20 protein-coding genes, 1 pseudogene and 1 riboswitch are annotated in these 26,572 nt (G+C 62.0%); of the genes and pseudogenes, 11 read left to right on the forward strand and 10 right to left on the reverse strand.

What is annotated here, in order from left to right; all coding sequences use genetic code 11:
• Window positions 1-257: 257 nt before the first annotated feature.
• Complete coding sequence (locus AACZ65_RS03195; RefSeq protein ID WP_339667936.1) at window positions 258-830, forward strand: Panacea domain-containing protein; 573 nt, start codon at window positions 258-260, stop codon at window positions 828-830.
• Window positions 831-1,387: 557 nt separating this feature from the next.
• Window positions 1,388-1,975 (forward strand): hypothetical protein, encoded by a 588-nt coding sequence (locus AACZ65_RS03200; protein WP_339667938.1) that lies wholly within the window; start codon window positions 1,388-1,390, stop codon window positions 1,973-1,975.
• Between the two features lie 44 nt (window positions 1,976-2,019).
• Here AACZ65_RS03200 and cobN read toward each other — a convergent pair whose 3' ends face one another.
• On the reverse strand, window positions 2,020-5,727 hold the full coding sequence (cobN, locus tag AACZ65_RS03205) for a cobaltochelatase subunit CobN (protein WP_339667940.1): 3,708 nt from the start codon (window positions 5,725-5,727) through the stop codon (window positions 2,020-2,022).
• A gap of 92 nt (window positions 5,728-5,819) precedes the next feature.
• On the opposite strand from cobN, the gene AACZ65_RS03210 reads away from it, so the two are divergent.
• Window positions 5,820-5,981 carry a hypothetical protein gene (locus AACZ65_RS03210; RefSeq protein ID WP_339667942.1) on the forward strand — a complete coding sequence of 54 codons (162 nt, stop codon included), beginning with the start codon at window positions 5,820-5,822 and terminating at the stop codon, window positions 5,979-5,981.
• 2 nt (window positions 5,982-5,983) lie between these two features.
• On the opposite strand, the gene AACZ65_RS03215 is transcribed toward AACZ65_RS03210, so the two are convergent.
• Together AACZ65_RS03215 and cobW are read right to left on the reverse strand one after the other, a co-directional pair.
• Entirely contained in the window at window positions 5,984-6,433 is a 450-nt protein-coding gene (locus AACZ65_RS03215) for a GNAT family N-acetyltransferase (protein WP_339667944.1), read from the reverse strand.
• Window positions 6,430-7,506 carry a cobalamin biosynthesis protein CobW gene (cobW, locus tag AACZ65_RS03220; RefSeq protein ID WP_339667946.1) on the reverse strand — a complete coding sequence of 359 codons (1,077 nt, stop codon included), beginning with the start codon at window positions 7,504-7,506 and terminating at the stop codon, window positions 6,430-6,432. The genes AACZ65_RS03215 and cobW overlap by 4 nt, the downstream gene beginning before the upstream one ends.
• Before the next feature lie 71 nt (window positions 7,507-7,577).
• On the opposite strand from cobW, the gene AACZ65_RS03225 reads away from it, so the two are divergent.
• Window positions 7,578-7,907, forward strand: coding sequence for a DUF1636 domain-containing protein (locus tag AACZ65_RS03225; RefSeq protein WP_339667948.1), 330 nt, complete (start codon window positions 7,578-7,580; stop codon window positions 7,905-7,907).
• Window positions 7,908-7,911: 4 nt separating this feature from the next.
• On the opposite strand, the gene AACZ65_RS03230 is transcribed toward AACZ65_RS03225, so the two are convergent.
• The 6 genes and pseudogenes from AACZ65_RS03230 to AACZ65_RS03255 all read right to left on the reverse strand — a co-directional run bounded on the left by AACZ65_RS03230 (window position 7,912) and on the right by AACZ65_RS03255 (window position 11,673).
• A complete protein-coding gene (locus AACZ65_RS03230; protein ID WP_339667949.1) occupies window positions 7,912-8,400 on the reverse strand; it encodes a hypothetical protein in 489 nt (162 codons plus the stop codon).
• A 55-nt stretch (window positions 8,401-8,455) separates the two neighbouring features.
• Window positions 8,456-9,136 carry a CbtA family protein gene (locus tag AACZ65_RS03235; RefSeq protein WP_339667951.1) on the reverse strand — a complete coding sequence of 227 codons (681 nt, stop codon included), beginning with the start codon at window positions 9,134-9,136 and terminating at the stop codon, window positions 8,456-8,458.
• A 3-nt stretch (window positions 9,137-9,139) separates the two neighbouring features.
• A complete protein-coding gene (locus AACZ65_RS03240) occupies window positions 9,140-9,304 on the reverse strand; it encodes a CbtB domain-containing protein (protein WP_009816443.1) in 165 nt (54 codons plus the stop codon).
• Window positions 9,305-9,336: 32 nt separating this feature from the next.
• Window positions 9,337-9,562, reverse strand: a riboswitch (cobalamin riboswitch).
• Window positions 9,563-9,680: 118 nt separating this feature from the next.
• Window positions 9,681-10,430, reverse strand: a pseudogene (locus tag AACZ65_RS03245) (IS6 family transposase).
• 134 nt (window positions 10,431-10,564) lie between these two features.
• Window positions 10,565-11,545: a DUF1963 domain-containing protein gene (locus tag AACZ65_RS03250; RefSeq protein ID WP_339667957.1), complete on the reverse strand. Its 981-nt coding sequence runs from the start codon at window positions 11,543-11,545 to the stop codon at window positions 10,565-10,567.
• Window positions 11,545-11,673, reverse strand: a complete 129-nt coding sequence (locus AACZ65_RS03255; RefSeq protein WP_339667958.1) for a hypothetical protein — start codon at window positions 11,671-11,673, stop codon at window positions 11,545-11,547. Before AACZ65_RS03255 ends, AACZ65_RS03250 begins: the two co-directional genes overlap by 1 nt.
• Window positions 11,674-11,854: 181 nt before the next feature.
• Between AACZ65_RS03255 and AACZ65_RS03260 the strand changes: the two genes are divergently transcribed.
• The 7 genes from AACZ65_RS03260 (at window position 11,855) to AACZ65_RS03290 (ending at window position 25,608) form a co-directional block, all read left to right on the forward strand.
• The gene (locus tag AACZ65_RS03260; RefSeq protein WP_339667959.1) at window positions 11,855-12,235 is read left to right on the forward strand and encodes a YwqG family protein; all 381 of its coding nucleotides are present in this window, start codon (window positions 11,855-11,857) and stop codon (window positions 12,233-12,235) included.
• Window positions 12,236-12,340: 105 nt separating this feature from the next.
• Entirely contained in the window at window positions 12,341-14,101 is a 1,761-nt protein-coding gene (locus tag AACZ65_RS03265; RefSeq protein ID WP_339667960.1) for a DUF1963 domain-containing protein, read from the forward strand.
• A 4-nt stretch (window positions 14,102-14,105) separates the two neighbouring features.
• Window positions 14,106-14,696, forward strand: coding sequence for a hypothetical protein (locus AACZ65_RS03270; RefSeq protein WP_339667962.1), 591 nt, complete (start codon window positions 14,106-14,108; stop codon window positions 14,694-14,696).
• Window positions 14,697-14,967: 271 nt separating this feature from the next.
• Window positions 14,968-18,423, forward strand: coding sequence for a chromosome segregation protein SMC (gene smc, locus AACZ65_RS03275; protein ID WP_339667964.1), 3,456 nt, complete (start codon window positions 14,968-14,970; stop codon window positions 18,421-18,423).
• A 182-nt stretch (window positions 18,424-18,605) separates the two neighbouring features.
• The gene (locus tag AACZ65_RS03280) at window positions 18,606-20,801 is read left to right on the forward strand and encodes a mechanosensitive ion channel domain-containing protein (RefSeq protein ID WP_339667966.1); all 2,196 of its coding nucleotides are present in this window, start codon (window positions 18,606-18,608) and stop codon (window positions 20,799-20,801) included.
• A gap of 212 nt (window positions 20,802-21,013) precedes the next feature.
• The gene (locus AACZ65_RS03285) at window positions 21,014-23,068 is read left to right on the forward strand and encodes a calcium-binding protein (protein ID WP_339667968.1); all 2,055 of its coding nucleotides are present in this window, start codon (window positions 21,014-21,016) and stop codon (window positions 23,066-23,068) included.
• A 143-nt stretch (window positions 23,069-23,211) separates the two neighbouring features.
• Entirely contained in the window at window positions 23,212-25,608 is a 2,397-nt protein-coding gene (locus AACZ65_RS03290; RefSeq protein ID WP_339667970.1) for a calcium-binding protein, read from the forward strand.
• On the opposite strand, the gene AACZ65_RS03295 is transcribed toward AACZ65_RS03290, so the two are convergent.
• Window positions 25,595-26,428 (reverse strand): sulfotransferase family 2 domain-containing protein, encoded by an 834-nt coding sequence (locus tag AACZ65_RS03295; RefSeq protein ID WP_339667972.1) that lies wholly within the window; start codon window positions 26,426-26,428, stop codon window positions 25,595-25,597. The two genes, AACZ65_RS03290 and AACZ65_RS03295, sit on opposite strands and share 14 nt — an antisense overlap.
• Between the last annotated feature and the right edge of the window lie 144 nt (window positions 26,429-26,572).

Here is a 26,572-nt window from a genome sequence, read left to right on the forward strand (position 1 = left end):
TTCGCAGCACCTCTTGCGGACATTCGAACAAAATGTGGCACTCCACTGGGGGCAATCATCGGCTGCTCATAAAATCTGCCGCCAATTTGGACTTTCCCGACGCTATATAAATAGATGCGCGGTAACAGGAATTTGTAGCGGTGCTACGCTGAGAGAGCTCAGATCAAGTGGTTTTGCGACCACAGTTACTTCACAGAATCTTTCGACATCTTGTTCAGAATAGGGATGCAGACTAAATTCACGCTTAGGAGTGTGATATGTACAACCCACGCAAAGCATCTCAAATCGTCGCGTTTTTTGCACTCAAGACGGCGCAAAAGCGCATTAGTGTTTTGAAGGCGGTTAAGCTTGTTTATCTCGCGGATCGTGAGAATATCGCAAGATGTGGCTTTCCGCTGCTGGAGGAACGCCGTGTGTCCATGCCTCTCGGACCGGTTAACTCCTACACCTACAACCACATCAAGGGTGAAGTCTTTCCTAAGTATGATGGCGGTTGGTCAGAATTTGTTGCTGATCGCGCGGACCACAATGTCGGTCTCGCTTCGGACAGTATGTCAATTGATGACCTTGACGAACTCAGCGATGCTGATGTTGCGACGCTTGAGGCAGTGTGGGCAAAGTTTGGTGACATGACCCAATGGGAACTTGTAGAATATGCCCATGACAAGGCCAACGTGCCGGAGTGGGAAGACCCAAAGGAAACCGGTCAGAATTCCAAGACTATTGAACTTGAAAAGATGTTGGCCGTTATTGGAGTGCCCTTTCATAAAGAACATGCGGCTGAAATGGAAAGCGCTGGTTCTGCTGTAAGATTTCTCAAGGGTCTATAACATTGGTTTGTAAAGCCGGGACGCTCTTAGTGCCGTCCGGCACGCACCATAACAGTGATCAAAAGCACCTCCATATCGTGTGCACTGATCCTGACGCTCAAGGTCGAGTCGTGCTGGTATCTGTGACGACTTGGACAAATGATCTTTGCGACGCCACGTGTATTCTTCTGGAACATGAACATCCTTGGTTATGGAAGCCGAAGTCGTACGTTTATTATCGGAGGGCAGATTTCTATGAATTGGCGGCGCTTGAAAGAGGCATTGCAAACGGCGACTTGAAAGAAGAAGCCCCATGCAATGGCCAAGTCTTCTTGCGCGTTCGAAACGGGCTCTGCAAGTCGCCTCATACCCCTCGAAAAATAAAACGGGCGATGGGCTGCTGACTTTTGGTACCAGCACCCGCAAGGTGGATGTTCATACTCAAGTCCCGGCAACCCCACAAACACGGCACCCCCGTCACTAACTATACCCGTCTTACCAGTCATTCCCTCCCGCATACTTGGCGCGCCCCAACCCCCCCACTTCCCCCTCCCCATCCCCCGCGCTAAACACCTCTCATGGTTGTTCCGGTTCTGATCCTTACCCTTTCCCTGATCGGCATTGCCGTGGCGCTGATCCTGCCCGGGTATGGCGATCTGATCCTGCTGGCGGGGCCTTGCACCGTTGCGGCGCTGATCCTGCTCCTGCGCGCGCTCGTCGCCCGGATCACGGCCCCGCCTGCGCCCGAGCCAGAGCCGAACCGCATCCTGATCGACGGCTCCAACGTCATGCACTGGCGCGACAACACCCCGCAGATCGCAACGCTGCGCGAGGTCATCGCGCATCTGCGGCGGATGGGCTATGCGCCGGGGGTAATCTTTGATGCCAATGCGGGCTATCTGCTCAAGGGCCGCTACAAACACGATGACGCCATGGCCGGGTATCTGGGGCTGGCCGAGGATTGGGTGATGGTCGTGCCCAAGGGCACGATCGCCGACAGCTACCTCTTGACCGTCGCGCGCGATGTGGGGGCCCCCATCGTCACCAATGACCGCTACCGGGATTGGGCCGATGCCTTTCCCGAAGTCACCGAACCGGGGCGGCTTATCCGGGGTGGATACCGCGATGGGGCGCTCTGGTTCGAGGGGCTGGGCCTGCCGACGTGATACCGACGTCATACCGACGGGGATTTTGCCCTGTTTTCAGTGCGCTACCGCCCCCGCGCGGCATCAATCCGGGCGCGGGCGGAATTGGAGCGTGGCTGCCACAACCCCCGCTCCACCGCCTCTGCCAGCCGTTCCGCCAACTCGCGCAAGGCCGAGGGGTTATGCGCCGCGATGAAGTCCCGCGTGTCGTCATCCTCCAGGAATGCCGCCTCTACCAGATCAAAGTGATGCCCCCGCACAGCGCCAGTTGTTGCTGCAAAAGCAAAGAGATAGTCCACCGTCGCGGCAATCTCGAAGGCGCCCTTGTAGCCGTGCCGCTTGACCCCTTCGATCCATTTCGGATTGACCACGCGAGAGCGCACCACCCGCCCGATTTCATCCTCGAGTGTGCGGATCAACGGGCGTTCGGGGCGGGAATGGTCATTGTGGTAAACCGGCCGGTCGCACCCCTGCAACGTGCTCACCGCCGCCGCAGCCCCCCCCTCGAACTGATAATAGTCATCTGAATCAAGAAGATCATGCTCGCGATTGTCTTGGTTCTGCACAATCGCCTCAGTCTGCCGCAGCCGGGTTTCAAACCCCGCCCGGTCGGGCGTACCCGCCTCCTTGGCGCCATAGGCATAGCTGCCCCAAGTCAGGTATGCCTCTGCCAGATCGGCCTTGTCCGCCCACAGCCGCTCGTCGATCATCGCCTGCAGGCCTGCGCCGTAAGCCCCCGGTTTTGATCCGTAAATACGCGGGGCAACGCCCTCGGCCCGCGCTCTTGCGGCGGCGGGATTGCGGTCCTCGGTCTCGTCCAGCCCCTGCACAGCCCGCGCCGCGCTGTCAAATAGTGCGATGAGTTGTGGAAAGGCATCGCGGAAAAACCCAGAGATGCGCAGGGTCACATCCACCCGTGGCCGCCCCAGCACGCCCTCGGGCAGGACCTCGAATCCGGTCACGCGACGGTTGGCGGCATCCCATGTCGGCTTGACCCCCATCAGCGCCAGCGCCTGTGCAATGTCATCGCCACCGGTGCGCATATTGGCCGTGCCCCACGCCGTGATCAGCAGGGCGCGTGGCCAATCACCATGGGTCTGCAGATGCTTTTCAATCAAGAGGTTGGCGGATTTCCAGCCCAAGGCCCAAGCGGTCGGTGTGGGCACGGCGCGGCTGTCGACGCTATAGAAATTGCGCCCCGTTGGCAGGGTATCGAGCCGCCCGCGCGTGGGGGCACCCGAGGGTCCGGGAGCAATCGCCTGTCCGTCCAACGCACGCAAGAGCCCCGCGCCCTCGCCCGGCCCACAGGCTGCAATGGCAGGGCGAATGCGCGTGGCAATCTCTGACAGAACCGCCGCTGTATGTGGTCCGGCCTCTTGATCATCCCCCGCCAAGAGGCGCTGCGCCATCAGCTCCAACCGTTCGACCGTATCACCATTACTGCGCCACGGATCGGCGCTGAGGTCTGCCAAAGCCAGCGGTTTTTCAGCCGCAGGGGCCGCCATGTCGCAATTGAGCGGATCAATGCTCAGCCCATGATCCAGGGCCAGAGCCCGGATCAGCGAGGCATCGCCACCCTTTCCGTTCCCGCGCGGCACACGGGACAGAGCGATAGCCAAATCGACTTCCAATCGACCCGTCGGTGACTGCCCGAACACATGCAGCCCGTCGCGGATCTGCGCCTCTTTCAACTCGCAGAGATAGGCATCGAGCCGCGCCAGATCGCCCGCCTCATCCGTGCCCGACATGCCGACATCCTTGTCGAGCCCGGTGGCAGCACTCAGCGTCAGGATCTCGCGGCGCAGATGGGCAATGCGGCGCGGATCAACCCCGGCGGCCTCATAGTATTCGTCCACCAGCGCCTCCAGATCGCGCAGCGGACCATAGGTCTCGGCGCGGGTGAGGGGCGGGGTCAGGTGGTCGATGATCACCGCCTGCGCGCGCCGCTTGGCCTGCGTGCCTTCGCCGGGATCGTTGACGATGAACGGATAGACATGCGGCATCGGCCCCAGCACCGCCTCGGGCCAACACTCGGCACTCAGCGCGAGCGCCTTGCCCGGCAGCCATTCCAGATTGCCATGCTTGCCCATATGCACGATCGCCTGCGCACCAAAATGGTGGCGCAGCCAGATATAGAAGGCGAGATAATTGTGCGGCGGCACCAGATCGGGGGAATGATAGGTCTCGGTCGGGTCGATGTTATAGCCCCGTGCGGGCTGCAGCCCGACCACGATATGCCCGAAGGTCAGGATCGACAGGGCAAAGGCGGGGCCGTCGGAGTCGCGCAGTTCTGCAACGATGAAAGGATCGTCTTCGGGTGCGCCCCAGCGGGCAATCATCGCCTCGCGCAGATCCCAAGGCAGGGCGTTAAAATGCTCGCGGTAGGTATCGAGCGACAGCCTCTCGCCCCCCTCGCGGCTGGCGCGATCCGTCAGCCAGTTGGTCGGCCCCGCCATCACCGCCCGCATCAACGCATCGCTATCCTCGGGGGGATTGATCACAGAATAGCCTGCCTCGGCCATCAGGCGCAGGGCATGGACCGTGGCCGCAGGCGTATCGAGCCCAACCCCATTGGCCAACCGCCCATCCTTGTTCGGGTAATTGGCAAGGATGAGTGCCACCCGTCGCGTGGGCGCGGGCGTCTGGCGCAGCTTGGTCCAATTCGCGGCCAATTGCGCGACAAAATCCACCCTGTCGCCGACCGCGCGATAAGTGGCGATTGGGCATTCGGTGGCTTCGTCGAAAAACGCCTCGCCTTTGAAGCTGATGGCGCGGCTTAGAATGCGACCATCGACTTCGGGCAAGGCCACATTCATCGCGATGTCGCGCCCCGAAAGGCCGGTCAGCCCCTTGGCCCAGACCTCTTCCGATGTGCCTGCAAGCACCACCTGAAACACCGGCGCACCATTGGCGGCGGGCATGGAGAGCGGGTTGTCGGGGCTATCGTCGCCCGCATGCGGCGAGCCGACAGCAAAGGAGGTGCAATTGAGGATGACCGATGGGGGGGCAATGCCGAACAGATGCTCCAGCGTTGCCACCGATACCGGGTCTTTCAGCGAGGCGACAAAGACCGGCAGCGGATTGAGCCCGGCCCGTAAGAGCGATTTCACCAGCCGGTTGATCGGGTGCAGCCCCGCGCCCTGAACGAGAGCGCGGTAGAAGATCACCGGCACGACGGGCTGATCCGCCTGCCACACCTCTTGCGCGGCGCTGAGGCCCGCGACCCCGGCCCCCGGCCAATAGACGCCCGCGCGCAACAGCGGGCTGGCGGCGGCAGGGCGCTCGCCCCCCTCCAGCACGGAGCGGGCATAGCGCAGGAAGTTCGCCGCATTCTCTGGCCCACCCTCGACCAGATAGGCCCAAAGCGCATCGAAATCCGCGTCCGAGACCGTCGACAGACCGCGCAGTTCCGCATCCGGCTTGTCATCGCCGGGCAAGAGCGCCAGCGGCACGCCCGCCTCATGCAGGCGCGCGGCAAATTGCTCGGCCCCGTATTTCCAATAGCCGACACCGCCCAGAACCCGCGCGATCACCAGTCGCGATTTCGTGGCGCATTGATCAAGATGCAGATCGACCGACATCGGGTGTTGCAAATGGCTGAGGTTGGCCAGTCGCAGGCTGGGCGGCTCTGCCAACTCGCCACGCGCCTCGCTCAGCGCTGCCAGTTCGGTATCAGCGGCAGAGATAACGATCACATCGGCGGGCGTCTGGCCCAGATCAACGGGGTCTTTGCCATCCTCGATGGCCCCAGGTGTGGCGGCGAGCAGATGCATCAGGCGGTTCCAGCTTGAACGGGGCTGCGTTTTGCGGCAAGAGCAGCGTCACAGCTGCCCCTGTCGGGGCGTATCGCCGAAAGGGCAGAGCCATGGACTACAACGCATTGGGCGCCTCCAAGAAGGGCAGCAAGATCCCGCGTCACAAAGAGCATAACGCGCCGGGCACGGACAAGAACCCGTTCGGCAAGCGCCCCTCGAAGGAAGAGCTGATTGCCCGCCTCAAGGCGAAGGTCGAGAAAGCCACGAAATAGGCTCATAGCTGCTTTTCCATGAAGATGGACGAGGGGGCGTCGGGATAGTCCCCGAACGGGCCTCGTCTTGCAAAACCATGCCGTGCATAGAGCTTGTGGGCCGCGTGTAATAAATTCCCGGTTTCCAAACGCAGGCAGGGCAAAGCGCACGCGCGCGCCTCGTCCTCGATCTGGCGCAGCAGGGCGTCTGCCACGCCCTGTCCCCGCGCCGCCTCGGCCACGAACATGGATTTCACCTCGCCATATCCATCGCGCAGCGCAAGCGCACCGGTGCCGACGATCCGCGCCGCACTGCGCGCGGCAAAGAAGCGGATATCAGGCGCGCAGAGCGCGTCGATGTCCAGAAAGAAGTTATCCTCGGGCGGAAAGAGCGACTCCATCAGCGCATGGCTCGCCCGCAAGAGCGCGCTGGCCTCTGGATGCCTTGGGTCTGCCGCCTCGACGATGATCATGCCGAGAGTGCGGTGGTGATTGCAGCCCGATCCAGACCCGCCTGACCGATCACCACCAGCCGCGTCTGGCGCGGACCGGCTCCGTAGGGTTGGTCGAAATAGCTGTCCACGCGCGGCCCTACGGCCTGAATGGTCAGGCGCATCGGTTTGCCTGTCACTGCGGCAAAGCCCTTGAGCCGCAGGATGTCATGGGCGCGAATTACCTCTGTGACCTGACGGGCAAAGCTGGCCGGATCGCTGATCTCGGGCCGCGTCACTACAAAGCTCTCAAAGGCGTCGTGGTCATGATCATCGTGGTGATCATGGTCCTCGTCGTCGTGATGATCGTCGTCGTCATGGTCGCGGTGATGATGGTGCACCTCGTGCCGCGCTTCCATATCCGCCTCGGCCCCGATACCTTGCCCCAACAGCACCTCGATGGGCAGTGCCCCCATGGTCGCGGTCACAACCTGAACGCCATTGCGCGAGTCTGCGCGCAGCCGCGCGGTCAGCGCCGCACGCTCGTCTTCGGTCAGCAGGTCGGATTTGTTGATCACGATCATATCGGCGCAGGCCATCTGATCCTCGAAGAGCTCCGACAGAGGCGTTTCGTGGTCAAGGTTCTCATCCAGCTTGCGCTGAGCGTCCACCGCCGCCACGTCATGCGCAAAGCGGCCTTCGGTCACGGCCTTGCCATCGACCACCGTCACCACACCATCGACCGTCACCCGCGTCGAAATCTCGGGCCAGTTGAAGGCCCGCACCAGCGGTTGCGGCAGCGCCAGACCCGAGGTCTCGATCACGATGTGATCGGGCGCACGCTCGCGGTCCAGGAGCTTTTGCAGGGTAGGGATGAAATCTTCGGCCACGGTGCAGCAGATGCAGCCGTTGGACAATTCCATCACATCCTCTTCCGAACAGGCCTCGATCCCACAGCCCTTGAGGATATCGCCATCCACGCCCAGATCGCCGAATTCGTTGATGATCAGCGCAATGCGCTTGCCGCCCGCATTTTCCAGCATGTGCCGGATCAGCGTGGTCTTGCCGGCCCCGAGAAATCCGGTAACGACGGTGGCGGGGATCTTGGCTTGCATGTCTTGGCTCCTTCAGGGGCTTGCATCGGGCGGGGCGGCTGGCCTAAGCCCGGTATAAAAGGGGATCGGCGATGACGCACCGGGTTGTGGTCTGTTCTACGTGCGAGGGCACGGATGGCAAGGGCTTTGCTGCCCGTTTGCGCGCGGCTTTCAGCGAACGGGGCATGGAGTTCACGGTGCAGGACCATGACTGCATGTCCAATTGCGGCCGTCCGCTCAGTGTGGCGTTTTCCGCAGTGGGCAAGGCCACGTATCTCTTTGGCGACATCGACCCGACGATCGATCTAGAGGATACGCTGGCCTTTGCCGCGCTATATGCTGCCTGCGCCGATGGCTGGATCGAGGATGCGCGCCCTGCCGGACGGCTCCGGCATTGCCTGATCGGGCGCGTGCCGGGCTGAGGGATCATTCGATCACCACCGCAATCGTGGCCTCTATTGGCACGCCGTCCGTTGCAAGCTGTGTATGGTCATTGGCATTCAGCGTTACGCGCAGCTCATGCGTGCCAACCGGCAGCGCATCCAACTGCATCCAAGGCCCATAGGCGCGCGCAATCTTGACCCCGTTGAGGTAGAGATGCGCATGCCCGCGCCCCGGCACGACCGGCCCATTCACCCCCTCGGGATCAAAGGTGAAATTCTCCACCCCGATATGCAAATTGCGGCTCTGCGCCCCGTCGGGGTGCAGGGTAAGGCGCAGCACCGGAGCGGGCGTGCCCGCCTCGGTCAGGGCCGCATGTGCGCCGCCATGATCATGTGCTGCGTGGTCATGCATCGCCGCGCCATGGTCGTGGTCATGCCCCTCAAGCTGCGCGCCGGATGTGGCGGCGACCAGAAAGCCTAGCCCCGTGCCGAAAAAAAGGCCGATGCCGAGAAAGGCAATTGGTTTGGCCATCGTTCCTGTCTCCTGTCGAATGACCCCGGCACCGTGATGCCGGGGTTTTGAGATGTCAGGCGGCTGCGTTCTCGCGTTGCCAGAAATATCCGGCCAAGGCACCCAGACAGACCCAAGCCGCGAGACCCACGCCAAGCGCACGCGCGGCAAAGAGCGCGGCCAGTTCCGGCGGCACCGGGCCGGTAAAGGTCTCCGGTTCGGGCGCGCCGATCAGATGCGGTGCAGCCAACAGCGCCACCGCAACGACCAGCATCACGGGCCCTTTGCCAAAAGCAATCAGGCCCAGCCCGACCGCTGTGGCAATCACCGTGCCCCACCACCAGATTTGACGTGCGGTGATGTCTGTATAGGCCACGCCCGGAACTTCTGGCGGCAAGGATGCTGCGGGGGCGAAATGCAGCGCGACAAAGCCCGCCACGCCCCAGACGATGCCGCTGCGCGTGTCGATGCGCACGCCGTACTCCGCTGCCAAGCCCATGCAGGCCACCAGAACCAGCCCGTAACCGACATAGATCAGTGCCGAAAAGAGGATGCTCAGCCCGTCGCGCATCACGTCAAAGCCCGGCAATTCGGGCGTGGCGCTGACCGCCTCCGCCCCGAAATGCACAAGACTGCCCCCTTCATACAGCTCTGCGTGCAACAGCACCGGCTGAATGAAAACGATCTGCAACAGGGCGGCTATCAGCCCTGCACAGAAACCAGCGAACAACGCGCTGGTCGCGATTTTTGAAAACATGCGTTAGTGGCAGGGGAAGCCGGTCGCGTGGCGCACATCATGCGCGGCGTCATGCAGTGCCGAGGCCTGCACATGGCCGGCAACGGTCACGATGCCGAGGCCCAGAAACAGGGCTGCGACGAAGGGCAGGACGGTAGATTTTGCAGCGGTTTGAACCAATGCGGTCATGGCGGTATCTCCTTTGCGCCTCTCACCCGAGGCGGGATTGACGAACGCAGGGCTGGTCTCCTGGCTCGCGGGTCGTCGCCTGTCTGCCGCCTTCCCAAGGATTTTACACCTCAGTGGCATTTGGCAGGGGCTCGCCGCTTACAGTCGCGGGGGCGGCTGACGCATGGGCGCCCTGATTGGGTCCACCGGCACGTCATTCCCATTTCATCCCCGAGGCGCTTTGCACCCAAACGAGGAACCTTGCCCTTCTGGTATGCAGGCTGTGCGCCACCCCGTCAAGGAGGATTACGACCGCTCAGGAGCAATCTGCGGCATTCTTTTTGGCTCTGTTGCAATCCTTTCCGGAGAGCGAGAAGAACCAGTTTCGCCATTGGTCTTATGATGCGAGACGGAGTTCGAGCATAGACATTGCCTCCGCGAGACCGCAGGGGCCCAAGCCAAAAGAGCGTTTGATCATACGCACCTCGCCGTTGATGTCGCCGATCAAATTGAAGCTGCGTGATTGCCCTTTGCGCAGGGCCCGCATCACCTCGAAATCCTTGCTCGTGGCATAGGCGGTTTTCATCGTCTTGAACCCACGCACCGGTTTGATCAGCTGCTTGAGCCTGCCGTGATCAGCCTCAACGACTTTGGTCATATACTTGGCCTGACGGTGCCGAACGTCGCTTGCGCATTTACCCTCTTGCATGAGTTCAGCCCGCGCAGCGCCATAAGTCGGCGCCTTGTCGGAGTTGCTAACGCGCGGGTGCTCCAAGCCTTTCAGCACCTTGGCCAGAAGGCGCTTCGCAGCTTTCGTATTACGCGTCGGGGAAAGATAGAAGTCGATCAAGTCCCCGAATTCGTCGACGACCCGCTAGAGATAAGCCCATTTCCCACGGACTTTGATATAGGTCTCATCTACCCGCCAGCTATCCGATCGAGGGTGCCGCCATTGCCGACGCATGCGCTTCTCGATCTCGGGGGCATAGTGTTGAACCCAGCGGTAGATCGTAGAGCGGTCAACCCGATGACCCCGTTCGGCCATCATCTCTTCGAGGGCACAATAGCTAACCCCGTAGCGGCAGCACCAACGCACAGCCCAAAGCACGATTTCACCTCGGGAATGACGGCCTTTGATGTCGCTCATGCTACACCCCTTGTCTCAGCAGTGCCGCACAAAATGCTTGCCGCTGAAAAACTTTACAACAGAACCTTCCTATGCCCCTCGTGCCCAGACTGCTCGCCCCAACTCCGCGACTGCATTGGTCGGCTCCATCCCTTTCACTCTCTCAACAACGCAGTCACGACGTCAAAATCGTGCGCCGACAGCGCCCTTTCTTGAATGGCAAAGGTCAAGGGCCATCCGTGCAGGATGTGGTCTGGCAAGTTTAGATCATCACGGTCTTCGGTATCGAGAGTCAAAAGCGGCACTCGGTCGGTGTCATCAAAATCCCGCCATCTCCCAAAATCCGGCCCGAGAAATAGGGTGTGGAGGTATTGGCGAATATCGACCTTTTTCCTCCCAAGAACACGAGACACGAGGCCCCCGCTGTGTTCGTAAACGACCTCGTCCCGAGTTTCTCGAAATCGCGCAGAGATTGGGGCCGTCAGGCCCATCGCAGCCCTTTCGAAATCCTGATTCCGAAACAGGCCGCTGTTGTATCCGACCATGGGCTCGAACCGGATCGAGACGGCTTCGGACCTGGGCGGTACCGCATCGTTAAATCGTATCGGACATGTTTCCGGAACCGAAGCGATATGGACAACCCGCGCCGCACGATAGATGTCGTCCAGCGGCGATGTAAGGTCGACAAAGAAGAACAGCAAACCCTCGGCGGGGAGTTTGCCACTGGAGGGCACATGGCCGAGGTCCAGCTGCGCCACGAAATCGAGCGTGACCGTCGCGCCGCCCGGCAAGGTCGCAGACGGCCAATCAATTTCCAGTGGCAGCGTCGGCGCGCCCATAAGCCAAGACCGCCCCGCGCGAAACCGATCCGTCGTCTTGCGCAGCAACACCCCTTCGCAGCGCGCCTCCTCCAGCATTCGGCCCAGTTCAACCTGATCAACCGGCATAACTGTCGCCTCTGCCCAAGCGCTCTTGAGAACACCCCGAGTGGTCGGGTCCAATTGGCCCATTTTGCCAGCAAGGATTCCAACCTCGGCCGGTTCGACCGGACGCGCGAAGTGCTCCGAAAGGACGGCTTGCATATGTGCCGTTCCTGCCACGGAGAAGCGGATTTTTCTCTGTGACGCGTCAGCCATCATGATTGTCCTCCCAGCAAGAATACATCGTCGAAATGCCCAAGCGACAGGTCGTCGCGTGAAATCCAGAACTTGGCCTTGTCTCCGTAGTCAAGCCCCAATAGCGCATCGGGATCGTAGTCGATCAAACCCTGAACGAACCGATGGCGGTACGCATCCGCCTTGAAGCCTCATTTGTTTCGAAAAATCAACACAATCCCAAGCCAACGATCCTGTGCAAGTCAGGTATTAGTTCGTTCTTGGAGAGTTCATTTGATCCACCCTGCTGTCGCTTTGGTTCCGACTTCATCGGAGAACCCCTCCCATCACATGTCTCGCTTTGGCGGCCATCCTAATCTTCCGACTGATATGCCCTGGCCAATGGATGCCGCCGGGCGTCCGATGCATCACGTGCTCCAGATCGATTGTGCCGAGGTCCCTCGCGTCGACCCTGATTTTCCGGCGGAGGGGATGCTATGGCTGTTTATCACTGGGAACTATGACCAACGCGGCGCGCCTTCACTGGGCGAAGACGACGGCGCGTCCAAGATCATTTACGCACCAAAGCCTGGGCGGGTGCCGGTCGAGCATCCGGCAGAGACGCCGCCCTTGGGTGAATATTCCCATGCCCAACGAAACATCGAATTGAAGGTCGAACCCAAGCCGGAACCGCAGGGCATTTTGTCCCGGCTTCTGGGGAAACAACCATAAGCTTATTCGGGCACAGGGCAAACCGGATATTTCGCGCCCGTCGCGTTGACGCCTCACAGCTTTGACTCGCACCCGGATGCGGACCCAAAGCCGCTCTATGATGCGATGGGCGTTGAGCCGTCGGCGGCCACGGCTGAGGATGGCATCCGTCCGCTGCAAATGCTTGGGTATGCGCCGCGCCTGCAACTTCTGAAATCCCTGACCCTGGACCGCAGTCGCGCAGATTCGCTGGAACGTGCCCGCAAGACCTATGAGCTTGCAAAGGCGTCAGAGCACAATAACGAGGTATTGCTGTTCCAATTGGCGCATAATTCTGCCTGCAACCTCGATCTGGTTTCGGATGACTATGTGATGCATTTCGTGGTGTCGCGCCAAGATTTACGCGCTCGTGGCTTTGACAACCATCACGTGCGCTTTGAACGAGTGAACCGCGCCGGGCGCTGGTTTGCCAAGCCGCGTCAGCCCGCGCTGCCCGATCTTCCGGCGAACATGGAGCGGCGCGCCGGGCTGATCCTGAAACCCCTTGTGCCAGGTGAGCGAACCACGGCGAACCAATTCTGCGGTTGGCCACAACTGCCGGCATCGCTTGAATGGCCTTGCACCAGCGACGGACGGCCCTTGCATTTTCTGATGCAACTGGACTGCGCCACGCTGCCTAGATCCGTTGACGGCTTCACCCTTCCCGACATCCCGAACGAAGGCACGCTGTTCTTGTTCTTGGATGCCGTGGCCGATGCCTTTTACGAAGAGACTGTGCGCCTGATCTACACGGCCGACTCCGTGTCCCATCTTGCGCCCGTCGCGCCCCCCGCGGCACTTGCGCCATTGCGAGACAGCGGATGGAACCGCACGTCATTGGGTACTTTCCGTCGCGATTATGGCAAGCGTCCAGCCGAAACGGATGTGCCACTTCAGGCCCCCAACTGGGAGCCGCGCCTGCCCTTTGAACCGGTTCCCTATGTCGTTACCGAGAGCGCCGAACACAGTGATGAGTTGGAGGCATTGCAAAAGGCGGCCCTTGAACAAGCGCTGCCCGCCGACCCTCTGGCCGAAGATGGCGTCGCTCTTGTGCTGGAGGAGTTGCCCAACTGGACTTCGGCCTTCATCGAGAACAAGGCCGAAGATAAGTATGCCCTGGCACGGGGCGTGCAGTTGGTGCCACGGAGTTTTCCTTGGAGATGGAGCGACATCCAGGAATGCATGGAGAGTTACTTCTATCTCGGGCAATATCGTTTCATCAAGGACGACCAAGACGTCGACGAAAGAATTGAGCAGGCGGCCCGGGCCCGAGAGACTCTGTGGGGCAGGGACCTGGACGGCGATGTGCGGGCTTGGGCCGCGCGCGTCATGCATCAGGATCCGCTGGGCCACATCCCCTCCGAGATCGCCGCAGAGTATCGCGCCTGGCTGGCATCGCTGGATGCGGCAGGTGCCACATTGCCGGTCGAAACAGCGCAAGAAACCCGGGCAGAGCGGGACTGGCGTATTGATCTGCATGACGCTTTTGTCAGGACGCTCGAGCCCCTTGCCATGCCGCCGCTGCGCGCCACGCGCCATTTCACGCTACATGACGATACAGCAGACGACATCCCCGCAGAGATCCGATCGCTGGCAGCAAAGCAGATGCGCTATGATCGCAGCAGCACGGAGTTCCCATCTGAGCGGCACACCCCGGTCCCGCACGTCCTGTTCGGACCGAAAGACCCCCAGAACGTCGCAAAGACGGATTTACTGTTGTTGACCCTCGCCACCGGCTACGGATTGACGACGCTCTGGGGGGATTGCAGTGCGCTGCAAATCTGGATTTCGCCTGAAGTCCTTACGGCGCGCCGTTTCGATAAGATCAGGGCCCAAATCGCATGGTGACAGCTTGACCAAGGACCTCGGCCGACTGGAGATTGCCGACTTCGCCCTGCATCAACTGGAGCAAGCATTGATCCAGAGCTTCGAGGCGCGTCGCGGAAAGTTGTTTGACACACTGCTGGCGCTGAATGCGTTGGCTGTCCACGATCTCGGGATCACGTGTATGCGCAGCCTGTCATTCCAAGGCACGCTGGTTGGAGCCTCACGCACGCATGAATACACGCTGGCAGATGCCGAACAGTTGGTGCTTGAGGCTGTGCAGCGGCAGCTGGAACCAGAACTCGCTCATGCGTTTCGCTATCCTCATTCCCTGCAACGGGCCAAGCGCCTTGGCGGTGCGCCCGGCATTACCGCGCGTCTCGAGAAGCTCGTGCCGCTCATGTTGGCTGAGTTCACTGCCCGTGAGGCGGCCGGCGACCTCGCGCCGAAGACCGGGCTCTTGCGGTGGTTGCTGGGACAGAAGGAATTCGGCGGGATTGAGCCCTTGCTGGGATTCTCACACCAGAGCCTGTTTTGGACGTCCGAGCTCCTGCTCGCTGACCGCCGCGAGGCGATCACGAAACGGTTGGATGCTTTGTGCCACCTGCTGCCGGTTTGAACAATCTGTGGCGGCGGTCCAAATCGCCTAAGAAAGTTATCGGGTTCTGTTGCAATCCCCTTTATCTCAGCAATGCAGCATAAAATGCTTATCGCTGAAGAACTTTGCAACAGAACCACTTTTTGCGGGGGTTGGCGGCGCTTTGCCCAATATCATGTGGATAAATCCCACAACTGCCCCATATCCTGTGGTTGATCGTTGACAGGCTGGCCCCTCACACCTCACAATTTCATGATAACGGAATCACCCGGGACAAAGGGCGCGCGCGCAGGTGCAGTTCTCGAAACTCAGATTGACCGGCTTCAAGAGCTTTGTCGACCCGACCGATCTGATCATCGCGCGCGGTCTCACCGGCGTTGTGGGTCCCAATGGTTGTGGCAAATCCAACCTGCTTGAGGCGCTGCGCTGGGTGATGGGGGAAAACCGTCCCACCGCCATGCGTGGCGACGGGATGGAGGATGTGATCTTTGCCGGGGCCGCCACGCGGTCCGCGCGCAATTTTGCCGAGGTGGTGATCCATCTCGACAATTCAGACCGTCTGGCCCCTGCCGGGTTCAACGATGCCGATCAGCTGGAGATCACCCGCCGGATCACGCGCGATGTGGGCAGTGCGTACAAGGTGAACGGCAAAGATGTACGCGCCCGCGACGTGCAAATGCTCTTTGCCGATGCCTCGACCGGGGCACATTCGCCCGCTTTGGTGCGGCAAGGGCAGATTTCCGAACTGATCAACGCCAAGCCCAAATCGCGGCGGCGGATTCTGGAAGAGGCCGCCGGTATTTCCGGCCTCTATCAGCGCCGCCATGAGGCCGAATTGAAACTGCGCGGGGCCGAGACCAATCTCACCCGCGTTGACGATGTGGTCGAGCAATTGGCGAACCAACTGGCGCAATTGGCGCGGCAGGCCAAGCAGGCGGCGCGCTATCGGCAGATTGGTGAGGAACTGCGTCTGGCCGAGGGGCTCCTGCTCTATCGCCGCTGGAAAGAGGCGGATTTGGCTCATGCCCGATCCGAGGACGAGTTGCGCGAACGCACCACGGCTGCCGCCCGTGCGGAATCGGCGGCGCGCGAGGCTGCCAAACTCCGCTCCAAGGCCGAAGAGGCGCTGCCGAAGCTGCGCGAGGAAGAGGCCATCGCCGCGGCTATCCTTCAACGGCTGAGCGTGCAGCGCGACACCCTGACCGAGCAAGAGGCGACCGCCCGTGACCGCATCGCCACCCTGCGCAGCCGCATCGAGCAACTCGCCCGCGACATCGAGCGTGAGGCGGGGCTGAACCGTGACGCAGGCGATACCATCGCCCGGCTGGAGTGGGAGGCCGGCGAGCTTGCCAAGGGGGCCGAGGGGCATGATGCCCGGCTCGAGGCGGCTCAGGCTGAGGCCCGCGAAGCGGCGCAAATCCTGCAGCAGCGCGAGAACGATCTCAGCCAGATGACCGAGGATATGGCCCGCCTTGCCGCGCGCCATCAATCCGCGCAACGCCTGCTGGAAGATAGCCGCAAGACCCTGGCCAAGAGCGAGGCCGAGGCCGAGCGTGCTCGCGCCGCGCAAGCGGACCTGCGCGCCGCCCTGACCCGTGCCGAAGCCGACCACGCTGCCGCGCATGAGGCCGAGGCCGAGGCGGTTGCGCGCGCGGAGGCGGCGGAACAAGCTCTCATCGCCGCCGACGAGGCCCGTGCCGAGGCACAGGCGCAAGAGGCCGAGGCCCGCGCCGCCCGCTCTGAGGCCGAGGGCGAGTTGGGGGCCCTGCGCGCCGAGGTGACGGCGCTGGCCAAGCTGGTACAGCGCGACACCGCCGAGGGCGGGCAGGTGATGGACCGGCTTCAGGTGCAGCAGGGTTTTGAAAAGGCATTGGGCGCTGCCCTTGCCGATGATCTGCGCGCCCCCGAGGTCGAGACCGATGGCCCCTCTGGCTGGACCGTGCTGCCTGCCTATGCCACGCCGCAGCCCCTGCCCGAAGGCGTGACCGCGCTCAGCCGTCATGTCTCGGTTCCCGAGGTTCTGGCGCGTCGCATGTCGCAAATCGGGCTGATTGATCCCGAAGATTCCGCCCGCCTGCAACCGCTCTTGAAGCCCGGTCAACGGCTGGTCAGCACCGAGGGTGATTTGTGGCGCTGGGACGGTTTTCGCGCCTGGGCCGAGGATGCGCCCTCTGCGGCCGCGCTGCGTCTGCAACAGCTCAACCGGCTGGAGGAACTCAAGCAACAGCTTGAGCACACGACGGCGCGCGCGGAAGGGGCCGTGCGCGGGCACGAGGCCCTGCGCGAGGCGTTGATCTGCCGCACCGATGAGGACCGCGCCGCCCGCGAGGCGCGCCGTGCCGCCGATGCCGCCGTCAACGAGGCCAATCGCGCCCTCAGCCGGGCCGAAGCGGATCGCAACCTCGCCGGATCGCGGCTCGAGTCGCTGGGTCTTGCCGTCACGCGCCATGACGAAGAGGCGATGACCGCCCGGCAAAGCCTGTTGGAGGCGGAAAAGGGACTGTCCGGTCTTGGCGATCTGGGCGCCGCGCGTGCCGATCTCGAAGACATCAAGATGGCCGTTGAGGCCGCGCGCATGACCATGATGACCAAGCGCTCGGGGGCTGATGAACTGCGCCGCGAGGGCGAGCGGCGCACCCGCCGCAGTCAGGAAATCACCAAGGAAATCAGCGGTTGGCGTCATCGTCTGGAGACCGCAGAGCGGCGTATCACCGAACTGGTCGAGCGCAAGGAAGAGTCCGAGGATGCCTTGGCAGATGCCAGTGCCGCGCCCGAACTCCTTGCCGTCAAGCGCGCCGAACTGGGCGAGGAAATCACCCGCAGCGAAGCGCGCCGCGCCGCCGCTGCCGATGCGCTCTCGACCGCCGAGGGCGGGGCGCGTCAGGCCGCGTTGGACGAGCGCGAAGCCGAACGGCTGGCGTCAGAAGCGCGCGAGATGCGCGCCCGCGCCGAGGCGCGGCTCGATGCGGCGCGCGAGACCCGCGATTATGCCGCCGAGCGGATACATGAAACGCTGGACCAGACGCCCGAGGCCCTCTTGCAGAGCCTCGCGGTCGATCCTGACGCGATGCCCGCCTCGGACGCGATCGAGGCCGATGTGAACCGGCTCAAGCGTCAGCGCGACGCGTTGGGCGCGGTGAACCTGCGCGCCGAAGAGGACGCCAAAGAGGTCGAAGCCGAGCATGACGGCTTGATCAAGGAAAAGACCGATCTGGAAGAGGCGATCAAGACCCTGCGCAGCGGCATTGCCAGCCTCAACCGCGAAGGGCGTGAGCGGCTCTTGACGGCGTTCGAAACGGTTAATTCCAATTTCAGCCTGCTCTTTCGCCATCTCTTCGGCGGTGGCGAGGCCAATCTTGTGCTGGTCGAGAGCGATGATCCGCTTGAAGCGGGGCTTGAGATCATGTGCCAACCGCCGGGCAAGAAGCTCTCGACGCTCAGCCTCTTGTCGGGGGGGGAACAGACGCTGACAGCGCTGGCGCTGATCTTTGCGGTGTTCCTCGCGAATCCCGCGCCGATCTGTGTGCTCGACGAGGTGGATGCGCCCCTTGACGATGCCAACGTGACCCGCTTTTGCGATCTCTTGGACGAAATGTGCCGCCGCACTGAAACCCGCTTTCTCATCATCACTCACCATGCCGTGACCATGAGCAGGATGGACCGGCTCTTTGGCGTGACGATGGCCGAACAGGGCGTGAGCCAGCTTGTCTCGGTGGATCTCAAGAAGGCCGAACAGATGGTCGCCTGAGCGGGGCACCATCGGCCCTTTGCGTGGCGTAACCCCACCCAAGCCTTGACCCCAGCACAGATTCCAATAGGTTTTACGGCCCTGACGCCAATTGGCGCGGTGTGCTGTGCAAAGATCGCGGTGCGCCCTCGCGGGCGCTTCCTTGTGCCCAAATATCAAACGGGACATGGAGAGCCTTTGTCATGCTACGATTTCTTGCGCAGTTTCTTGTTGCCTTGTTCTTGACCGTCACTGCGGCCACGGCGCAAGAGCCGGGGCAGAGTGCAGCCGATCCCGCGCTTGCGCGCTCCAGCGTCGAATTGCTTATCGACGTGATCGAAGATGACGCCGCCCGCACCGAGCTTGTCGAGCGGCTGCGCGCGGCCGGACTGCCCGACGAGGCCGAGAGTGTGGTTCCCACCGATCCGCCGCCCGAGGATCTGTCCTTTGGCCGCAGGGTTGCTCTGGTCACGCAGGCCGCCGCCGAGGATTTTGCCGATTGGACGACTAGCCTTGCCCGTCAGATCGCCCGCGCTCCGGCCGTGCTCGATGGGTTGAGTGGAGGTGAGGCCGCCGTCCTGATCGACGCCTTGGCCGAGCTTGCGCTGGTGATCGCGGGAACGGTCGCGGCCTTTCTGGTGCTGCGTGGCTTTGGCAAGACGCTCTATGCCCGCATGAGCAGGTCGGCCCGTGACGGTGGGCTGGCGCGAACCATTCTGCTCTTTCTCGCCTCCGCCGTTACGGATGCGATGATCGTGCTCATCGCCTGGGCGGCAGGCTATGCGCTTGCCATTCTGGCCTTGGGCGAATTTGGCCAGATCGGCATCCGTCAGACCCTCTATCTCAACGCTTTCCTTCTGGTGGAAATGGCCAAGGTCGCGGTCAGGCTGGTGCTTTCGCCATCTGCAACCGCGCTGCGGCCGCTGCCGATCCCTGACCGGGCGGCGTCCTATCTGTCGACGCGGATCAACCTTATTGTCGGCATCGTGGGTTATGGGCAATTGCTGATCGTGCCTATCCTCAACAGCAATGTGTCCTTTGCCGCCGGGCGGGCGACTTCGGCGTTGATCGCCATGGCGGTTCTGATGCTTGCCATCGGGTTGGTGCTGCGCAATCGCCGCACCGTGTCCGACTGGTTGCTGGGCCCGCAGACCGAGGATGCCACGTCGCCCAAGGGGGCGCTTGCCTATCTTGCCCGCCACTGGCACTGGCCCGCCTTGGCCTATCTTTTGGCCATGTTCCTGGTCGTGCTGATCCGCCCCGGCAACGCGGTCTTTCAGGCCTTTCTTGCCTCTGGTCAGGTGCTTGTCGTCGGGCTTCTCGGGTTCTCGGTCGCGACCTTTCTCAGCCGCGTCATGGCGCGCGGCGTGATGCTGCCGCCCAGCATGTCGGCGCGGGTGCCGCTTTTGCAGGGGCGCCTCAATGCCTTTTTGCCCAAGGTTCTCTTTGCCCTGCGCGCGGTGATCTTTGCGGGGGTCGTGCTGCTGGCCGTAAACGCCATTGGCCTCATCGATCTGCGCGGCTGGATGGTCAGCCAGTTCGGTTTGCGGCTTACGGGCATGATCCTGTCGGTTTCGCTAGTGTTGCTCGTGGCCTTTGGTCTGTGGCTCGCGCTGACGTCTTGGGTCGACTACCGGCTCAATCCTGAATTCGGCAAGGTGGCCACCGCTCGCGAACAGACGCTTCTGACGCTTTTGCGCAACGCCGCGACGATTGCGCTTGTCGTCGTCACACTGATGTTCGTGCTGGCTGAAATCGGCCTTGATATCGCGCCGCTTCTCGCCTCGGCCGGGGTGCTGGGCCTGGCCATCGGTTTTGGTGCGCAAAAGATGGTGCAGGACATCATCACCGGCATTTTCATCCAGTTCGAAAATGCGATGAACGTGGGCGATGTGGTGACGGTTGGCGGTGTCACCGGCACCGTTGAGCGTCTGACGATCCGCTCTGTCAGCCTGCGTGATGTGCAGGGTGTCTATCACATCATCCCGTTTTCCTCGGTCGACATGGTCTCGAACTATGTGCGTGATTATGGCTATTTCGTCTGCGATATGGGCGTGGCGTATCGCGAGAATGTCGACGAGGTGAAACAGGCGATGCTCGACGCCTTTGCCGAGCTCAGGGGCGATCCCGATCAGGCCAATGGAATTCTCGACGATCTGGAATGGTTCGGCGTCAACAGCTTTGGCGACAGCGCCGTGATGCTGCGCGCCCGGATCAAGTGCGTGCCGGGGCGGCAATGGGGTATCGGACGGGCGTATAATGGCGTGCTGAAAGAGGTGTTTGACGCCCGCAACATCGAAATCCCCTTTCCACATCAGACGATCTATTTCGGCGAAAGCAAGCAAGGCCGCACGCAGAGCCTCCGGGTCGATATGGACGCCAAAGATGCCGCAGCGTGATCGGCATGCCATGGCTCAAAAGACGATCACAAGAATGTGATAATCCCAGTTGACATATCGCTCTGACAGGAGAAATTTCAAGCATGTCACGCGGCGGGCCTCCGCCGCGTGATGTGATGTAGACCTGAGGCATTGTTGAACACAATGTTGAAACCTGTGGTCGCAGCGGCATTTCCGTGGCGACTTCTTTGATTGAATAAATTGGAGCGGAAATGAATTCCACCGAAGTCTTGCGCCTGTCGAACGGTAACTTCCTCAGCTTTGAGAATTTCTTCGAAACCAGTTTTCCCGCCGGGACGACAGAAAATTTCCAGACTGTTACACTCCACGATTCGTCTGGCGCGCGCATCGGAGAGCCGCTGCGCCTGCGTGTCGGTGAGCTGCCAGAGGCAGAGGTAGGGCTCTATCGCAACAGCGTCGAATTCTCGATTGCCCAGCCGGATGGCGGTGCCGTGATCTATCTGAACGAGAGCACCGATGGACTTCGCGACCCCGACACCGGAACCTTGGTGGTTCCGAACACTGTCACCGATTTTATTGTCACGATCACCGCGCAGGGGGCGATTTCAAATGTTGTGACTGCCCCGGTGAACCTGTCGTTCTCTGATCCGGGTTCGGTCATCTCCCTGCCTGACGGCAGCGGTCTTCTGGTCCACAACGTCATGGCCAAGATCTTTGCGGATGGCACGATCGGCAATGCGATCTTTCGGATCGACCCGGCAGAGATGACCGCAGGGACGATCATCAACACCGGGGCCGTGGAATTGCCGGACGGTGGGTTCTTCGCCATTGGCTACACCGATCCCGACGCGCGCACCAGCACCGGCAATTTCCTCTATGGCAGCTTTGTTGACGCGGACCTTGCCGCCGTCGGCGATCCCATCGTTCTGCTGGATGATACCTATTTCCCCGAGGCGATTTTTGGCGAGCTGGACGACTACGCCATTCTGCGGCTGCCCGATGGGCGGATCGTTATCGCCGTGAACACTTACGATTCCGCCGATGCGCTCAGCCGTGTCAGCGAGATGACTTTGATGATCCTCAATCCCGATGGCACGGTGAATACCCCAGCCTTCATGGCAAATGGCGGTGGGGAGCGCGCCGCGCGTCAATTCGAGCCCGAGTTGTTCCCGTTGTCCGATGGCGGTTTCGCCTTGGCCTATCAGACAGGCAATGAGTTTGTCGGCAGCATTGATTTGCATGTGCGCCGCTTCAACGCAGATGGTGTGTTTCAAGAAGAGATCGTGGTGGTGGATGGCGGCGTTGTAGGTGGCTTCGATCCCGACATCGTCGAACTGCATATCAATCCCAATGGCGATATCCTCTTCTTTGGTGTTGCCGCAGATGCCGCGCTGCTGGGTCAATTGGCCGTTGGTAGCGTTGTAGAGCCGGAACCGACCGATGTGATCACCGGCACAGATGGCGATGATACGCTGACGGGCACGGATGGCGACGATCAGATCGCCGCAGGTGCGGGCAATGACAGTATTGACGGCGGGACGGGCAACGATTCGATCTCGTCGTCGGATGGCAACGATCAGGCTGCGGGCGGCCCCGGCAACGACAACATCGGCGGCGGCCTGGGCAATGACACCATCGACGGTGGCGACGGTGACGACATCATCGGCGGTGGCTTTGGCGCGGATAGCATCACGGGCGGAGCAGGCAATGACGTGGTCGCGGGTGGGGCGGACAATGACACGCTCTCGGGTGGTGACGGCAACGACAGCATGTCGGGCAGCTTTGGCAATGACAGCATCGATGCGGGCGCGGGCAATGACGACATCGGCGGCGGCACCGGGCGCGACACGATTGATGCCGGCGCGGGCGATGACCGCGTGGGCGGCGGCGAAGGCGATGACAGCATCCTTGGCGGCGACGGCAATGACTTCCTCGCCGGCGGTGGGCGCAACGATACCATCGACGGCGGCACGGGCAATGACACGATCAATGGCGGGGCCGGTAACGATGTGATCAGCGGCGGCACCGGTGCGGATCAATTCGTCTTCTCGTCCTTCTTTGACGGTGAGGCGGATGTCATCACCGATTTCGAGGATGGCATCGACGAATTGTTCATCCGCCGCGTAGACCCGGATACGGGCGAGACCAATATCACCAACGGTGGCAATGGCCTTGCCGGGTTCGTGACGGCGATGAATATCGTTGATGTAGAGGGCGGCGCGCAGATGAGTGTGAATGGCAACACCATCCTTGTCGAGGGCGTGACGGCGGCGCAGCTGACGGTCGAGGATTTCCAGTTCCTGTAGTCGACATCGGCCTCTGCGCCGCCGCCTGTTTTCTTTTAACTGTCGGTAAATGCCGCAAGGCTGCCATGATTTGTTAAGCGCATGGCAGCCTTGCTTTGCCACCTTGGGTTTCGCGTGGGGACGCGGGAAACGGGTGGATATACATGGCGGTCAATCTGGCCCATATCGGGACGAGTCGCGCGGCGACTTTCGAGGTTGCGCGTCCAGTGGTGGCGATCACGCCCCTGCCGGACGGGGGATTTTTACTGGCGGATTTCGCCACTGGCCTGAGCCGTGTCGTGCGCGCCACCGCCTCCGGCCCGTTGCTAGACCCGCCGTGGTTTCACGAGGCAACACCACGCATTGCCGTCGCGGTCGGGGATAGGCAGGGTGCGCTGCCCCCGGGCCTGTTGTCGGATCTGCTTGTTGCCTGGGATGCCGGGCTGCGCAGCGGCGTGCCAGGGTTTCTGGGGCAGGGTGCGGTGCAAACGCAGGCTGCTACCCTTCTTGCTGGCCGGTTCGGGGGGCGAGATCTCTTGATTGTTGCCGCCGCCGATGGCGCGGGTCTTTCGAGCCTTGTCCTTGGTCCCGATCAGAGCGTGCAGGCAGGCATCACGGTGTCGGATAGCGATACGCTCTATCTGCGCGCCATTTCCGACATCGCGGTGATCGAGAGGGCTGGCGAGGTGTTCGTCTTTACCGCCTCTGCCCGGGAACACGGCATAACGGCCCTGCGTCTCTTGGAGGATGGTGGGCTGGAACCCGTGACCAGCCTTGGGCACAATGACAGCCTGCCGGTGCAGACGATCACGGGGCTCGCCCCGGCGGATATTGCCGGGCAGTCCTTTCTGATCCTCGCTGCGGCGGACAGCTCCAGCCTAACGGTGCTCCGCGTCGGCAGCAGCGGCGCGTTAGATGTTGCGGATCACGTGATGGACGGACTTGCGACGCGGTTCGCCGGGGTGTCCCATCTCGAGGTGATGACCGTTGAGGGGCATGTGTTCGTGCTGGTCGCAGGCCGGGACGCAGGGCTCAGCCTTTTGCGCCTGACCGCAGAGGGGCGGCTCTTGCATCTCGATACGCTCGCGGACGAGGCGGCCTTTGCGCTCAACGGCGTCTCCGGCCTTGCGGCGCAGGTCCGGACAGGCGGGATCGACATTCTGGTGACGGCGGCGGGTGAGGCAGGGCTGAGTCTCTTTCGTGTGGATCTCGGTCCTTTGGGTCTGGTTCTGCACGGCAATGCGGCTCGGATTGAAGGTGGCGCGCGCGATGACCTCTTGTCGCGCGGCAGCGGAAACGGGGTGCTCGACGGTGCAGAGGGCGACGATACGCTGAGCGATGGTCCCGGCGCGGATACGCTGATTGGGGGCGCGGGGGCCGATGTCTTTGTCCTCTGGGCGGATGGGCAGCGCGATGTCATTGCCGATTTCGCCCTTGGTGAGGATCGGCTCGACCTCTCACTCTGGCCGATGTTGCGCAACCTCGGCCAGTTGACCTTTGCCTCGACAAGCGGCGGGGGCGTGCTGCGCTTTGGGCAAGAGGAATTGGAGCTGCGCAATGCGGCGGGCGGACCCCTTGCGGTGACGGACCTGCCCAATCTGCTCTTGCCTTTGGTCTCCCATCTCGATGTGACCCTGGGGCCGGTACAGGTGGCCCCACCTCAGTTGAGCCTGCCACCCGTGCCGCCACCACCCGTGCCGCCGCCTGTGCTGCCCGGTGTTGCTCCGCGCTTGCTCGTGGGCGACGCGGGCGATGACCTGCTCGAAGGCGGAGCCGAGGCCGACACGCTGGCGGGCAATGCTGGCAATGACACCCTGCGCGGCGATGCAGGCAACGACCGTCTGGCCGGGGGCGACGGGAATGACCAGATCGACGGGGGCGCGGGCGATGACAGCGTTGGCGGCGGCCGGGGGGCAGATCGGCTCGACGGACAGGCGGGAAATGACACGATGGGGGGCGGCGCGGGCGATGACACCCTCTTTGGCGGCGACGGTGCCGATATTCTGAGCGGCGGGCCGGGGCGCGATCTGCTCGAAGGCGGGGCGGGCAATGACCGGCTCGCGGGCAGTTTCGACCATGACACGGTGCGCGGCGGCAGCGGCGATGACCGTATCGGCGGTGGTCCCGGGCGCGATCTGCTCGACGGGGGCGACGGCAACGACGCGCTGGGCGGAGGCGAGGCCGACGATACCGTGCTGGGTGGTGCGGGGGATGATTTTCTGGCAGGCGGCGGGCGCAATGACCTGCTGGATGGAGGGCCCGGCAATGATACGCTCAACGCAGGTGCTGGCCATGACCGGCTTATCGGCAGAGAGGGGGCCGATGTCTTTGTGTTCAACGAATTCACCGCAGGCGAACGTGATGTGATCGTTGATTTTCAGGTTGGAGAGGATCGCTTGCGCTTGGCTGGGATCGAAGGGCAGGGGTTGACCGGCCGCTTTCTCGCGCTCGACATTCAGGATGCTGACGCGGGTGCACTCTTGCGCCACGCGGGCCATGAAATCCTGCTGGATGATGTGACGGCGGCCAGTCTGTCGCGCGACGATTTCATCTTCCTGTGAGGCGCCCCAAGGCTGGAAAGGTCCGGTTCAGCACACCGGCCCATCCGGTGCCATGAAACCCGTCCCGCGGATCGAGTGGATAACCCAGCGTCTTGAAATCAATGTCGTAAATGCCCCGGATCGTCGCGAGTGTTTCCGGCGAAATGAAATTTTCGTAGTTGAATTTCATGCCGCTCAACTGGCGCGCCGAGAGCTTGCCAAGATAGCCCTCGACCGGGGTTTCCGGCAGGCGGGTGCGGTTGAGCACGCGCGGTGTATGCCGTAATCCCAGCTTACGCGCGACCCGTGACAGTTCCACATCCAACCGCTCGACATGAACCACGTAATCGTAGTGGATGCCCACCTCCTTGTAAAAGGCGGGCACCTGCGTTTCCCAATGACCGTTGATCAGGTTCTCAGGGCGCGGACGGCTGGCATGCAGATGCGCGATCGTGTCCAGAAACGCCTCAAACGACATGCTGTTGTCCTGCGCATCGGCCCCGGTGCGCGCGCAATAGATATCATGGAGGTCCTGCGCAAAGGGCTCCAGATCCGCACGGGAGTGCAGTGGCCTGCCGCGATAGATGCAGAACTTGTTGAAATAGGCGCTGGTGATCCGTGTTACCGGATGTCGCACGACGATCACCGACCGATAGTTGCGTGTCACAAGTGCCTCGGCACAGCCGCGAAAAGGGGCGCTGCTGGTGTGAAAATACTGCTTCTGGACCGGGCGCGACGGCATGTTATCGGCGATAAAGTTGAACAGCGTGGTGCAGGCCGCCTTTTGCGACCAAAAGAACACGGTTCTGCTGTCATCATGAATATAGCCGCGCCAGCCCATGCGCCCCGCCTTTGACCCAAGGTTCGTCCTTCATGGCTTAATGCGCGGGGCCTTGGTTGGCAACGCGCAGGTGGGGTTTTTGCGCCTTGTCTCGCGCAGCTTGGGTTATTAGGTTGCGCCAGACCGACTGGAGGGCATTCGATC

The organism is uncultured Roseovarius sp. (assembly GCF_963972555.1).
Taxonomy (GTDB): domain Bacteria; phylum Pseudomonadota; class Alphaproteobacteria; order Rhodobacterales; family Rhodobacteraceae; genus Roseovarius; species Roseovarius mucosus.

Excerpts from the sequence above, each read along its gene's own strand:
- AACZ65_RS03230 (WP_339667949.1), bottom strand. The coding sequence starts at position 8,400 with ATGGCCAAACCAATTGCCTTTCTCGGCATCGGCCTTTTTTTCGGCACG.
- AACZ65_RS03240 (WP_009816443.1), bottom strand. The coding sequence starts at position 9,304 with ATGACCGCATTGGTTCAAACCGCTGCAAAATCTACCGTCCTGCCCTTC.
- AACZ65_RS03295 (WP_339667972.1), bottom strand. The coding sequence starts at position 26,428 with ATGGGCTGGCGCGGCTATATTCATGATGACAGCAGAACCGTGTTCTTT.
- AACZ65_RS03250 (WP_339667957.1), bottom strand. The coding sequence starts at position 11,545 with ATGGCTGACGCGTCACAGAGAAAAATCCGCTTCTCCGTGGCAGGAACG.
- AACZ65_RS03210 (WP_339667942.1), top strand. The coding sequence starts at position 5,820 with ATGGACTACAACGCATTGGGCGCCTCCAAGAAGGGCAGCAAGATCCCG.
- AACZ65_RS03280 (WP_339667966.1), top strand. The coding sequence starts at position 18,606 with ATGCTACGATTTCTTGCGCAGTTTCTTGTTGCCTTGTTCTTGACCGTC.
- AACZ65_RS03285 (WP_339667968.1), top strand. The coding sequence starts at position 21,014 with ATGAATTCCACCGAAGTCTTGCGCCTGTCGAACGGTAACTTCCTCAGC.
- AACZ65_RS03195 (WP_339667936.1), top strand. The coding sequence starts at position 258 with ATGTACAACCCACGCAAAGCATCTCAAATCGTCGCGTTTTTTGCACTC.
- AACZ65_RS03225 (WP_339667948.1), top strand. The coding sequence starts at position 7,578 with ATGACGCACCGGGTTGTGGTCTGTTCTACGTGCGAGGGCACGGATGGC.
- cobW (WP_339667946.1), bottom strand. The coding sequence starts at position 7,506 with ATGCAAGCCAAGATCCCCGCCACCGTCGTTACCGGATTTCTCGGGGCC.
- AACZ65_RS03265 (WP_339667960.1), top strand. The coding sequence starts at position 12,341 with ATGGGCGTTGAGCCGTCGGCGGCCACGGCTGAGGATGGCATCCGTCCG.
- AACZ65_RS03260 (WP_339667959.1), top strand. The coding sequence starts at position 11,855 with ATGTCTCGCTTTGGCGGCCATCCTAATCTTCCGACTGATATGCCCTGG.
- cobN (WP_339667940.1), bottom strand. The coding sequence starts at position 5,727 with ATGCATCTGCTCGCCGCCACACCTGGGGCCATCGAGGATGGCAAAGAC.
- AACZ65_RS03290 (WP_339667970.1), top strand. The coding sequence starts at position 23,212 with ATGGCGGTCAATCTGGCCCATATCGGGACGAGTCGCGCGGCGACTTTC.
- AACZ65_RS03235 (WP_339667951.1), bottom strand. The coding sequence starts at position 9,136 with ATGTTTTCAAAAATCGCGACCAGCGCGTTGTTCGCTGGTTTCTGTGCA.
- AACZ65_RS03215 (WP_339667944.1), bottom strand. The coding sequence starts at position 6,433 with ATGATCATCGTCGAGGCGGCAGACCCAAGGCATCCAGAGGCCAGCGCG.
- AACZ65_RS03200 (WP_339667938.1), top strand. The coding sequence starts at position 1,388 with ATGGTTGTTCCGGTTCTGATCCTTACCCTTTCCCTGATCGGCATTGCC.